The sequence below is a fragment of the Amycolatopsis speibonae genome (genome assembly GCF_042647925.1).
GTDB lineage: Bacteria > Actinomycetota > Actinomycetes > Mycobacteriales > Pseudonocardiaceae > Amycolatopsis > Amycolatopsis speibonae.
On sequence record NZ_JBHRWK010000017.1, the window covers coordinates 1 to 11,645 of the forward strand.

Consider the following 11,645-nt stretch of genomic DNA (forward strand, 5'->3'; position numbering starts at 1 on the left):
GTCAGTCAAACGATCATGATCACTCACCATCGACTGCAAATCACGCGTCACGCCCACAATGGAACGCTACCTCACGCCCCGTTACAATCAGCAACAACACCACCGCGGCCAGACCCGCAACCCGCTAAGTAAGTGGCATTGGTCCCAGGGGGGCGCGCCCCGCACCAGCGTATCGGGAGGGGGTGTCGGGAAGCGGAATCTTGGGGGTTCAGGGGGCTGGTTGTCCACAACGGGGGTGGGGTGTGGACAAGTGGGCAGGGGCGGGGAGAGGGGTGACGCGAAAGCCACTTTCGACGTCAGAAGTCGTGAAAGTGGCTTTCGCGACGTGTCCGGCTCCTGAAAACCTGGGGTTCACGCGGGCAGGGTTGTCTTGGGGAGTGAACTGGACCGAGTACCTCGACGGCTACTGCGAACGCCTGGCCCCCGGGCTCTGGGGCGAGCCGCTCAACAGTCTCAGCAACCTCGCGTTCCTGATCGCGGCGATCGCCGTCTGGCGGCAGCCGAAGGGCCGCGTCTTCGCTGTCCTCATCGGACTGGTGTTCCTCGGCAGCACGGCCTTTCACCTGCTCGCCACCCGTTGGTCCGCTGCCGCCGACACCGGCTTCATCCTGGTGTTCGTCCTGTACTACGCCGCCGCGTTCCCGCATCTGTTCTTCGGCGTCAGCCGCAGGCTGTCCTGGCTGGCCATCCCCCTGTTCCTCGCCTTCACCGCCGTCGTCGCGTCGCTGGGCGGCGGGCTGTACCTCTCGGCGTTGATCGGGCTCGTGGTCTTCGCGATCATCCTCAAGGGCGAACACCGCCGCAGGTTCGCCCTCGCGGCGGGCGTCTTCGGCGTGTCCCTTTCGTTCCGCACGGCCGACCACACCGTCTGCGGGAACTTCCCCGCCGGGACGCATTTCGTCTGGCACCTGCTGAACGGGCTCGTCCTCTACCTGACCGCGACGGCGGCAGCGAAAAGGGCCGCGTCCAGACTGGACGCGGCCCCTTCGCAGAGCTGACTAGTGGACGCCGATCTCGCGGAGGTCCTTGTCGTGTTCGTCGGCGTGGTAGTCCTCGGGCTCGGTGTCGTCCGTGCCGTTGAAGACCTTCATCTGCCGCGCGATCACCGTGAAGATCACCGCGATCAGCAGGTTCGCCACCAGCGCCACGAAGCCGACGTAGATCTGCAGCTGCGAACCGCTGAGCGGGTGCCAGCCGAAGATCGACAGCTTGTCCAGCGCCAGCGCCGAGCCGCCGAAGTGCGACTTGCCTGTCGCCGCGTTCGGGATGTTGTAGAGCATGATCAGGCCCCAGCCGATGCCGACGACCCAGCCCGCGATCAGGCCCCAGCGGTGGAACCACCGCGTGTAGAGCGAGATCGCCACGGCGGGCAGCGTCTGCAGGATCAGCACCCCGCCGATGAGCTGGAGGTCGATCGAGAACTGCGGGTCGATGAACAGGATGAACGCCACCGCGCCGAACTTCACGATCAGCGAAGCGAGCTTGGCCTGCTTCGCCTCCTGGCCCGGCGTCGCGTTCTTCTTGATGTACTCCTTGTAGATGTTGCGGGTCCACAGGTTGGCCGCCGCGATCGACATGATCGCCGCCGGCACCAGCGCGCCGATGCCGATCGCGGCGAACGCGATCCCGGCGAACCACGACGAGAACTGCGAATCGAACAGCACCGGGACGACGGTGTTCGTGTCGGGTTTGCCGGTCGCGTTGTTGGTGATCGGGGAGACCGACGCGCTGATCGCGACGTAGCCGAGCAGCGCAAGCAGACCCAGGACCAGCGAGTACGCCGGAAGCGCGACCATGTTCCGCTTGATCACGCTGCGGCCACGCGAAGCGAGCACGCTGGTGAGCGAGTGCGGGTACAGGAACAGCGCGAGCGCCGAACCGAGCGCAAGCGTCGCGTACTGCAACTGGTTGTTCGCGTTGAGCAGGATGCCGTCCGCCTTCGACGGCGTCTTGTCGAACTTCGCCTGCGCCGAGTCGAAGATCGCCGACCAGCCGCCGAGCTTCGAGGGCAGGTAGATGATCGCCACGATGATCACGAGGTAGATCAGGATGTCCTTGACGAACGCGATCAGCGCGGGCGCGCGCAGGCCGGACTGGTAGGTGTAGACCGCCAGGATGATGAAGGCGACCAGCAGCGGCAGGTGCCCGACGATGCCGGAGCCGTTGATGCCCATGGTCCGGAGCACCGCTTCGAGGCCGACGAGCTGCAGCGCGATGTACGGCATCGTCGCGATGATCCCGGTGATCGCGATCAGCAGCGCCAGCGTCGGCGAGCCGAACCGGCCGCGGACGAAGTCGGCGGGCGTGACGTAGCCGCGGACACGGGAGACCGACCACATGCGCAGCGCCGGCATCAGCACGATCGGGTAGACGATGATCGTGTAAGGCAGCGCGAACATGCCCATCGCGCCGGCGCTGAACATCAGCGCGGGGACGGCGACGAAGGTGTACGCCGTGTAGAGGTCACCGCCGAGCAGGAACCAGGTGATCCACGACCCGAACTTGCGTCCGCCGAGGCCCCATTCGTCCAGGTGGTCGAGGGTGTTGCCGGCCTTCCAGCGTGACGCGACGAAGCCGAGCACGGTGACCACCGCGAAGAGGGCCGCGAAGATGATCAGCTCTGGCCATTGGATGTTGCTCACTTGACGTCCCCCTCGTCGAGCTTGTCCACGGACAGCCGGTCGGGACGGTCACTGGTCGGCTTGTCCTTGGTCATCACGAAGACGATCCCGGTGCACAGGACGCCGACGGCCACGAACACGAATTGGAACCAGTAGAAGAACGGCATCCCGAACAGCCGGGGGCCGTCCGCGTTGAACAAGGACGTGATCAGCACCAGCAACGGGATGATCAGCAGGAGGTTCCAGGGGCTGAACTGAAAGCCCCTCACCTTCCCGTCTGCCTTACCTGACGCCATCGGACCTCACCTAACATTCCCGTACCCGGATGGACCCGATGACCCTAGAACCTCTCCCCCACCCGGGTCACGCGTGCCCGATATCGATTTGATCAGCGACGCCCGATCCGACGAAGGGCGGTTGCCGTCCCGCTCCCCGCCGGATATCAATAGCCGCAAGTCGCGAACAGGAACCTTCGCACGCAAGATCAAAGGGGCATCGGATGAAGAAACTCCGCTATGCGGTGGTGATCCCGGCTGTCGCCGGCACCATGCTGGCCGGGTTCACTCCTGCGTTCGCAGGACCGGAGGCTGCCAAACAGCAGCCTCTGAACTCCACCAACATTCCGGCGCAGTACACGAACCAGAAGCTGGACTGGCACAAGTGCGCGGCCAACGAGCTGCCGTCCGCACCGCCTCCGGGGGCCGAAAACATCGAGTGCGCGACTTACCGCTCGCCGCGCAACTGGTACAAGTCGAACGAGAACATCGACCTGACGATCGCCGTCAGCCGCCTCGCCGCCACCAGCGGCAACGCGACGGCCAGTGTCATCACGAACCCGGGTGGCCCCGGCGCTCCGGGCCGTAACTTCCCGGCCCGTCTGCGTAACCAGACGAAGCTGCGCGTGAACCAGGAGATCATCGGTCTCGACCCGCGCGGCACCGGCAAGAGCACCAACATCACCTGCGGCAACGCGATCGGCACCGGCTCCGACCTGGACCCGCGCGACCGCAGCCGGGCGAACCTCAACCTGATCCTGGACGCCACCAAGTACGCGGCGGACTCGTGCCAGGTGAAGTCCGGCGAGCTGGGCCCGCTCATCAACACCGCCCAGACCATCCGCGACATCGACCTGCTGCGTGTCCTCCTGGGCCGCGACAAGATCAACTGGGTCGGTTACTCGGCGGGCACCTGGATGGGCGCGCACTACGCGCAGCAGTTCCCCACCCGGACCGGCAAGTTCCTGCTCGACTCGTCGACCGAGTTCACGACGACCTGGCAGAACTCGTTCGACGGGCAGCCGCTCGGCTTCGAGCGCCGCTGGCGTCAGGACTTCCTGCCGTGGATGGGCAAGTACGACAAGGTCTACGGCTTCGGCAAGAACGGTGAAGCCGCGCGCCAGAGCTACGAGAAGGTCCGCTTCGCGCTGACGCAGAACCCGGTCGAGGTGGACGGCGTCCCGGTGTCGGCCAACGCCCTCGACTCGACCATCGCGTCGTACCTCTACTCGAAGCGCAACTTCACGGCGCTGGCCGACTACCTGGTCAACCTGAAGACGCTGACCGAGGGCACCGGGACCCAGCAGCAGAAGGCCGCGGCCGCCCAGAAGGTCAAGGCGGAGACGGTGGACGGTGACGGCGTCATCGGCCCGCAGCCGCTGTTCGTCCCGAGCGACGGCGACGCCTACAACGCCAGCTTCTGGTCCATCCCCTGCAACGAGGGCCCGTGGACCGGCAACCGGCAGAGCGTCATCCGCCAGTCGCAGAAGCTGATCGACCGCGATCTGCCGCTGCTCGGCGCCGGCTGGCTGATCCAGCCGTGCATCTTCTGGAAGAACAAGCCGGTCGACCTGCCGAAGCTCGACGGCCGCGGCGTCCCGCCGGTGCTGATCGTCCAGTCGGTGCACGACCCGGCGACCCCGATCGAGGGCGCGACCCGTGCGCACCGCGCGTTCGCCAACTCGCGGATGATCACCGTGACCGGTGAGGGTGACCACGGGATCTACGCCGGCGGCAACGCGGGTGTGGACAAGGTCGTGGAGGACTACCTCGTCGACGGCAAGGTGCCGAACGACCAGAGCCTCCCCGGACTCCCACTTCCGGTGCCCGCGGGCGGCTGAAGCCCCTAGGGATTGTGGCCCCGTCGAGTTTCGGCTCGGCGGGGCCCTTCTTTTGGTCGGTCCACAGACCTGTGCACAGAGTTGTCCACAGGCTGGGGGTAACTCGGTGGGTTGACCGGTATTAGTATTGGCCTCATGGTACGAGTGCCGTTGACGGACGAGGAACGCGAACGAGGCGAGCGGCTGGGGCTGGCGCTCCGGGACGCGCGCGCGTCGGCGTCGCGGAGCATGGTCGAGGTCGCGGCGGAGGCCGGGATCTCGGTGGAGACGCTCCGGAAGATCGAGACCGGCCGGATCCCCACGCCCGCGTTCTTCACGGTGGCGGCGATCGCGGACGCCGTCGGGCTGCCGCTGGACGTGCTGCGGGCGACCGTGGAAAACACGGGCGCCGGAGTGGTCGCCGAAGCCAGTTAGGGCGATCTCGCGTGATCAGAAAGCGCACACGCGTGATCAGAAGGCGCACACGCGTGATTGGGGGCGGATCACGCGGGTCAGGGGCGCAGGGCGGCCAGGGTGTGCGCTCGGTCGTTCAGGTAGAGGAAACCGTCGACAGGCAGGTCGAAGCTGTTCAGCAGGCTTTCCAGGGTCGCGTACTCGTCCACAGAGAGCCGCAGGTTCTCCTTCACCGCGTGGGCGACGAGGACGTCCGCCAGTTCTTCCCACTCGCCGGACCAGTGCAGCGTGCGGTAGAAGGCCAGGACGTCCGGCGCGACACGATCGGCGATCTGGTCGAGCAGGCTGTCGCCGAAGAAGCTGATGCGGCCGGCGGCGAGGTCGGCGACGGTCGGGTTCGCCGGATCGGTCGCGGTGTCGGGATTGCGGACCACCCCGGGACCAGCCACCGGATAACCCGTCTTGACGTTGCCGTTGTCCTCGACCAGCACGATCAGGTGCACGCCGTACCGCTCGCCGGCGCAGCGCCAGCGGCCGTTGTGCTGTCTGCGGCGCGGTTCACTCGGATCGTTCGCGACATCCTTGATCACCGCGATGATCTGCTCGTCGGTCCAGCCCGCGGGGAACTCGCTGGTCGCCCGCCGCCCGTTTCCCGGTGCGTGCCCGCCGCCCACTCGTGCTCCTTTCGTCGCATCGAGGGTAACCCGCGTTCGGAGTATCCGAATGATCCGAACGCGGGAACGGGTGACCTCAGCCGATCACACTGAGCAAGACGGAGCCGACGGCCAGCACGTCGACGCCGCGCAAGGCCTGCAGCCCGGCCGCCCCGCCGCTGACGTCGTAGTTCATCGGCGGCCTGGTCGCCGTCCGCAGCGCGGCGACCACGGCGAGCGGGACAGCGAGCCACACCTGCCAGGCAGGAGACACCCCGAGCGTCAGCGTCACCAGACCGAGCAGCACTCCCCACCCGAGCCCGAGTACCGCGATCACCAGGCCGTTGACCAGCCGCAACTCCCCATCGGACGCCCCGAGCCACCGCCTGCGGCCGGGGTTGCGCCACAGCTCGCCGAGCCCGCCGACGAACGGCACGAGCGCCGCGTACGCGCCGAACGCGAAGAGCGGCCCCATCGGGACGGCGGGGAAAGCCAGGTGCCCAAGACCGGCCAGGCACGCGATGACCACACTGGTCGCCGCGTAGCGCCGTCGGCCGAGCACCCCGGCCCACGCCAGCCGCAGCGTCGTCGGACGCCGCAGCGTCGTCCACGGCACCGGCTTCGATTCCGGGATCAGCAGCATCGGATCCATGAAGACCGCGGCCATCGCCCGCAGAAGCCGCGCGTTCCACCCGTCGACGAGCTCCTGGCGCCCGACCCCGGACATCGGCTCGCCGCCGAAGGCCACCGCCACCGCGACGACGAACAGCGCGCCGGCCAGCACCTCGACCGCGATCGGGCCCAGCCCCGCGGCGGCCACCGCCAGACCGGCCAGCGCGAGCACGACCGGCCCCGCGGTCTCCCCGCGGATCGCCGTCCGCCGCGCGGTGACGGCGGCCAGGATCGCCCCGGCGGCGGTCAACGCCGACATCGCGATCCACACGTCGCGCGATCCGCCGCCGATCGCGGTGACCAGCGCCCCGGTGTAGCCGACCACCACGACCAGCCCGAGCCAGAGCGTCCACATCCGCTTCACGACGACACGGCGCCTGTCGACGCCGGCGAAGTCCATCCACGTCAGCGTCGCCGGTTCGGCCCAGACGAAGCCGCGGCGCAGCAGGCTGCGCCAGAACATCGCGCACAGCACGATCAGCAGACCGAACACCGCCGAGAAGTCCACAACGGACAGTCCGAAAAGGAATGAACGCAGCTTCGGGAGGTTCTCGAACGCGGTGAAGAGCGCGCCGAACCCGAACAGCGCCAGGAAGGTCTGGTAGTCCCCGTTGAGCAGCCCGCCGAACCGCTGTCGCCCCGGGACATGCGTGGGGGCTTTCGTGCTCACCACAACTCGAGGGTCGAGTCGGCCGCTTCGAGCAGCGGGGGATGGTGCGTTGCCACGACGACGGCCGCCCCGGCGGCGGTCGACCGCGCGATCAGGGACGTCAGCCATTCCTTCCCGGCGACGTCGAGCGCCCTTTCCGGCTCGTCGAGCAGCAGCACGTCGTGCGGCCGCGCCGTCGCGCCGAGGAGAAGCAGACGACGGCGCTGCCCCGCCGAGAACTTGCCCGCGGTGACCTTCGCGCGTTCGGAAAGGCCCGCGTCCGACAGAAGCGCGTCGAAATCGCCGAGATCGGCGCCGAACGAACCCTCCAGCAGTTCGAGATGCTGGAGGGGGGTCAGTTCGGCGAAGAAGTCGGAATCGTCGAACAGGACGGAGACCTTGCGGCGAAAGGAAACGTCACGTTCGTCGGGCTTTCCGCCCGCGACGACGACCCGGCCCCGCTGAGGGACCTGCGTTCCGTACAGGCACCGCAGCAGGGTCGATTTCCCGACCCCGTTCGGGCCGACGATGACCGCGCATTCGCCCGCCTCGACCTCGAAATCGAGACCGTCGAACAACCAGTGCTCCCCGGCCTGGACGCCGAGCCCGCGTACGTCGATCATTTGTCGCGCAACAACTCGATGACCGGCGCGAACGCGTCCATGTTGTGCTCCAGCACGGTGAAATAGCCGAAGCCGAACCGCTCGCGATGCGCCAGGACCTGTTCGGCGATCTGCTCGTGCGTCCCGACGAGCGCGGTCGGCAATTCGGCGAGCTGCGCCACGGTCAGCGCGCCGTCGAGCAGATCGCGCAGGTTCTCCAGCCCCTCTTGCCGGTCTTCGACCACGACGATGAAATGCGGGAGGATATTGAATTCGGCGGCGCGGCCGTTCAGTTTCCCGCGGACGAAGTTCACCCGCTCCTCGATTCCGGCCGCGTCGTCGACGGCGAGCGGGCCCCCGTCGGGCACGGCCGCCGTGCCGGTGAACCCGATGATGTCGGCGTGTTCGGCGGCGAGCGTGAGCAGCCTGTCGCCGCGACCGGCGATCATCAGCGGCGGGCCCGGTTTCTGCACCGTGGGCGGTTTGTGGTTTTCGTCGGCATAAAGCCGGTTGAGTTCTTTGATGGTGTTTTCGAGATGGTCGACGCGCTTTCCGGCGCGGGGGAATTCCATCCCCGCCGCTTCGAATTCGGCCTTCACGTAACCGGCTCCCAGGCCGAGTTCCAGCCTGCCCTCGGTGAACTGGTCCGTGCCGGTGACGTCGCGGGCCAGCAGCACCGGGTTGTAGAAGGCGGTGTTGATGACGAAGGTGTTGAGCCGCGGACGGCTCGTCACTTCGGCGGCCAGCACGAGCGCCGGGAACGGCGGTGCCATGCCGAGATGGTCGGCCGCGCCGATCACGTCGAACCCGAGGTCCTCGGCCTTGCGGCATTTGTCGACCCAAGCCGCGCGAGTCTCCGGGACGACCATGTTGACGCCGAATTTGACCATGCGCCCACGGTACTCAGCGCGAAAGAAGAAGGCCTCATCCCCAGGAACGACCCCGGGGATGAGGCCCACTCCGGCGTTCGGTTTATCAGCCGAGGCGCTGCTTCAACGCGTCGAGCTCGTCACGGAGCGACGACGGGACCTTGTCGCCGATCTTCTCGAACCACTCCTCGATCAGCGGCAGTTCCTTGCGCCACTCGTCGGCGGAGACGTCCAGCGCGGCCTGGATGTCGGCCAGCGGCTCCTTGAGGCCCTCGGTGTGGAGGTCCTCGGCGGACGGCACGAAGCCGACCGGGGTCTCGTTCGCGTTGCCCTTGCCCTCGACGCGCTCGATGACCCACTTCAGGATCCGCGAGTTCTCGCCGAATCCCGGCCACAGGAAGCGGCCGTCGTCGCCGCGGCGGAACCAGTTGACGTAGAAGATCTTCGGCAGCTTGTCCGCGTCGGCGTTCTTGCCGAGGTCCAGCCAGTGCTTGAAGTAGTCACCGGCGTGGTAGCCGAGGAACGGCAGCATGGCCATCGGGTCGCGGCGCACGTTGCCGACCGCGCCGGCGGCGGCCGCGGTGGTCTCCGACGACATGGTGGCGCCCATGAACACGCCGTGCTGCCAGTCGCGGGCCTCGTTCACCAGCGGGACCGTGGTCTTGCGGCGGCCGCCGAACAGGATCGCCGAGATCGGCACGCCCTGCGGGTCGTCCCACTCGGGCGCGAGGATCGGGCACTGCGACATCGGCGTGCAGTAGCGCGAGTTCGGGTGCGCGGCCTTCTCTTCCGACTCCGGCGTCCACTCCTGCTTCTTCCAGGAGGTGGCGTGCGCGGGCTTCTCGCCCATGCCCTCCCACCAGACGTCGCCGTCGTCGGTGAGCGCGACGTTCGTGTAGACCGTGTTGCCCTTTTCGATGGTGCGCATCGCGTTCGGGTTGGTGTGCCAGTCGGTGCCCGGCGCGACGCCGAAGAAGCCGAACTCGGGGTTCACCGCGTACAGGCGGCCGTCCTCGCCGAACCGCATCCAGGCGATGTCGTCACCGAGGGTCTCGGCACGCCAGCCGGGGATGGTCGGCTGCAGCATGGCGAGGTTGGTCTTGCCGCAGGCGCTCGGGAACGCGGCCGCGACGTAGTGGACCTTGTCCTCGGGCGAGATCAGCTTGAGGATCAGCATGTGCTCGGCCAGCCAGCCCTCGTCGCGGGCGATGACCGAGCCGATGCGCAGCGAGTAGCATTTCTTGCCCAGCAGCGAGTTGCCGCCGTAGCCGGAGCCGTAGCTCCAGATCTCGCGGCTCTCGGGGAAGTGCGAGATGTACTTGGTGGTGTTGCACGGCCAGGAGACGTCCTGCTGACCCGGCTCCAGCGGCGCGCCGACGGAGTGCAGGGCGGGGACGAACGAGCGCTCGGTGCCGTCCTCGGTGACGAACTTGTCCAGCGCGGCCTTGCCGGCGCGGGTCATCACGCGCATGGACGCGACGACGTAGGCGAAGTCGGTGATCTCGATGCCGAGCTTGGGGTCCTCGGCTCCGAGGGGGCCCATGCAGAAGGGGATCACGTACATCGTGCGACCGCGCATGCACCCGCGGTACAGCTCGGTCATCGTGGCCTTCATCTCGGCCGGGTCCATCCAGTTGTTGGTGGGACCGGCGTCGGATTCGTTGTCCGAACAGATGAAGGTGCGCTCTTCGACACGGGCGACGTCATTCGGGTCGGAGGCGGCCCAGTACGAGTTGGGCTTCGCGTCGAGCTGCACGAACGTGCCGGCGGAGACGAGCTCGGCGTTGATACGCGCGGCCTCTTCGTCGGACCCGTCGACCCACACCACGCGGTCCGGGGTGGTCAGTTCGGCGACCTCCCGGACCCAGGACAGCACGCCGCTGTGCGTCGTCGGCGCTTTTTCCAGTCCGGGGATGGCGACTGCGGTCATCTCTACTCCTGACTTCCGACGGCAGAAGCCCACATCGGGAACGACGCTGTTCCGATGCGGGCTTCAGTGCCGGCGACCGAATGGCTTCGCACACCGGCGGGAAGACCGGTGTGCGGGTTTTGGGATTCCCCGAGAGTAGCCGGATGACCGGCAGGTAACCGAGAGCTGACCTGTCGGTTCTCTCACAAGAACGATAAGGGAATCGATTCAGTATCACCGGAATGGGCCATACGCAGAAATTCTTCCGGTGATCGAAGGCACAACGGCGGGGCGGCCGGAGGGCGAATCGGACAGGAGAAAGCCCGGTACGAGGTCTCGTACCGGGCTGTTCTGTGACCAGGATTACACGAATTGGCCTGTCGAAATGGACTAAACCATTCTTCTATTGGTTTAGTCCATTTCAGGATTTAGTTGGGGCTGATCCACTGGCCGGTGGCGGAATCGATCTTCGCCACTCCTTCGAGTGTTTCCGTGCCCGCGCCGCCCCAGGCCGCGTCGCCCGCGGGGTCGCCTTCGGCGGCCGCCGGAGTGCTCGCGAAGGCCGAGCCGATGTCCTCGTTGACCACGCCGCTGCCGGTCTCGGTCCACTGGCCGGGTCCGGTGTGCTCGTAGGTCTTGGAGTTGCCGGAGGCGTCGGTCTCCACCGCGATGTCGGCCTTGCCGTCGCCGTCCTTGTCGGTGAAGGCGATCGTGCGGCCGTCCTCGGTCTGGATGACGGCGGTGTCCGGGGTTCCGTCACCGTCGGTGTCGATCGTCGGCGGGCCGACCTCGACGTCGCCGCTGGGCATGTCGGCGTGCATGGTGCCGCTGGTGCCCGCGTCGGAACCGTCGTCGTTGCCGCCGCCCGCTTCGACCCAGGCGCCGGAGGCCTCGTCGTAGACGGCCTCCTGGACGACCTTGCCGTTCTCGTCGAGCACCGCGTACTGATCGGCCTCGCCGTCGCCGTCGGTGTCGACGAACGCCTGGCCGGTGCCGTCTTCGTGCTGGATGACCGCGGCGTCGTTGACGCCGTCCTTGTCGAGGTCGTAGTTGAGCTCGGCCTGGTACTCCTCGCCGTCAACGTGGACCGTGACCGCCTCCGTGGAGCCCGCCTCGGTGTCCGTGCCGCCGCTCTCGTCGACCCACATGGGATAACCCCCT

The 11,645-nt window shown here is 67.3% G+C and carries 11 protein-coding genes; 3 read left to right on the forward strand and 8 right to left on the reverse strand.

The annotated features are described in order from the left end of the window. The first annotated feature begins 377 nt into the window (after positions 1–377). On the forward strand, positions 378–998 hold the full coding sequence (locus tag ACFOSH_RS12360) for a hypothetical protein (RefSeq protein WP_378238939.1): 621 nt from the start codon (positions 378–380) through the stop codon (positions 996–998). On the opposite strand, the gene mctP is transcribed toward ACFOSH_RS12360, so the two are convergent. Both mctP and ACFOSH_RS12370 read right to left on the reverse strand, forming a co-directional pair. Further along, positions 999–2,642, reverse strand: coding sequence for a monocarboxylate uptake permease MctP (gene mctP / locus ACFOSH_RS12365; protein ID WP_378238940.1), 1,644 nt, complete (start codon positions 2,640–2,642; stop codon positions 999–1,001). It lies immediately after the preceding gene. Next, on the reverse strand, positions 2,639–2,917 hold the full coding sequence (locus ACFOSH_RS12370; RefSeq protein WP_378238941.1) for a DUF3311 domain-containing protein: 279 nt from the start codon (positions 2,915–2,917) through the stop codon (positions 2,639–2,641). The genes mctP and ACFOSH_RS12370 overlap by 4 nt, the downstream gene beginning before the upstream one ends. 203 nt (positions 2,918–3,120) lie before the next feature. Between ACFOSH_RS12370 and ACFOSH_RS12375 the strand changes: the two genes are divergently transcribed. Together ACFOSH_RS12375 and ACFOSH_RS12380 are read left to right on the forward strand one after the other, a co-directional pair. Continuing rightward, a complete protein-coding gene (locus ACFOSH_RS12375) occupies positions 3,121–4,737 on the forward strand; it encodes an alpha/beta hydrolase (protein ID WP_378238943.1) in 1,617 nt (538 codons plus the stop codon). A 135-nt stretch (positions 4,738–4,872) separates the two neighbouring features. Further along, positions 4,873–5,151, forward strand: a complete 279-nt coding sequence (locus tag ACFOSH_RS12380) for a helix-turn-helix domain-containing protein (RefSeq protein WP_378238944.1) — start codon at positions 4,873–4,875, stop codon at positions 5,149–5,151. Positions 5,152–5,228: 77 nt separating this feature from the next. Here the strand turns inward: ACFOSH_RS12380 and ACFOSH_RS12385 are convergent, their stop codons facing one another. The 6 genes from ACFOSH_RS12385 to ACFOSH_RS12410 form a co-directional block, all read right to left on the reverse strand. Beyond that, positions 5,229–5,804, reverse strand: a complete 576-nt coding sequence (locus tag ACFOSH_RS12385) for an EndoU domain-containing protein (RefSeq protein WP_378238945.1) — start codon at positions 5,802–5,804, stop codon at positions 5,229–5,231. 76 nt (positions 5,805–5,880) lie between these two features. Continuing rightward, positions 5,881–7,128: a DUF6297 family protein gene (locus tag ACFOSH_RS12390; RefSeq protein WP_378238946.1), complete on the reverse strand. Its 1,248-nt coding sequence runs from the start codon at positions 7,126–7,128 to the stop codon at positions 5,881–5,883. Further along, positions 7,122–7,727: an ABC transporter ATP-binding protein gene (locus tag ACFOSH_RS12395; RefSeq protein WP_378238947.1), complete on the reverse strand. Its 606-nt coding sequence runs from the start codon at positions 7,725–7,727 to the stop codon at positions 7,122–7,124. The genes ACFOSH_RS12390 and ACFOSH_RS12395 overlap by 7 nt, the downstream gene beginning before the upstream one ends. Then, entirely contained in the window at positions 7,724–8,596 is an 873-nt protein-coding gene (locus ACFOSH_RS12400) for an LLM class F420-dependent oxidoreductase (RefSeq protein ID WP_378238948.1), read from the reverse strand. Before ACFOSH_RS12400 ends, ACFOSH_RS12395 begins: the two co-directional genes overlap by 4 nt. Positions 8,597–8,681: 85 nt before the next feature. Beyond that, entirely contained in the window at positions 8,682–10,505 is a 1,824-nt protein-coding gene (locus ACFOSH_RS12405; RefSeq protein WP_378238949.1) for a phosphoenolpyruvate carboxykinase (GTP), read from the reverse strand. Positions 10,506–10,912: 407 nt separating this feature from the next. Then, the gene (locus ACFOSH_RS12410; RefSeq protein WP_378238950.1) at positions 10,913–11,632 is read right to left on the reverse strand and encodes a DUF6802 family protein; all 720 of its coding nucleotides are present in this window, start codon (positions 11,630–11,632) and stop codon (positions 10,913–10,915) included. Positions 11,633–11,645: the final 13 nt, after the last annotated feature.

What these genes read in the sequence shown, in the direction of transcription:
- ACFOSH_RS12370 (WP_378238941.1), bottom strand. Translation starts at nt 2,917, where the DNA reads ATGGCGTCAGGTAAGGCAGACGGGAAGGTGAGGGGCTTTCAGTTCAGC.
- ACFOSH_RS12375 (WP_378238943.1), top strand. Translation starts at nt 3,121, where the DNA reads ATGAAGAAACTCCGCTATGCGGTGGTGATCCCGGCTGTCGCCGGCACC.
- ACFOSH_RS12400 (WP_378238948.1), bottom strand. Translation starts at nt 8,596, where the DNA reads ATGGTCAAATTCGGCGTCAACATGGTCGTCCCGGAGACTCGCGCGGCT.
- ACFOSH_RS12410 (WP_378238950.1), bottom strand. Translation starts at nt 11,632, where the DNA reads ATGTGGGTCGACGAGAGCGGCGGCACGGACACCGAGGCGGGCTCCACG.
- ACFOSH_RS12380 (WP_378238944.1), top strand. Translation starts at nt 4,873, where the DNA reads ATGGTACGAGTGCCGTTGACGGACGAGGAACGCGAACGAGGCGAGCGG.
- ACFOSH_RS12405 (WP_378238949.1), bottom strand. Translation starts at nt 10,505, where the DNA reads ATGACCGCAGTCGCCATCCCCGGACTGGAAAAAGCGCCGACGACGCAC.
- ACFOSH_RS12395 (WP_378238947.1), bottom strand. Translation starts at nt 7,727, where the DNA reads ATGATCGACGTACGCGGGCTCGGCGTCCAGGCCGGGGAGCACTGGTTG.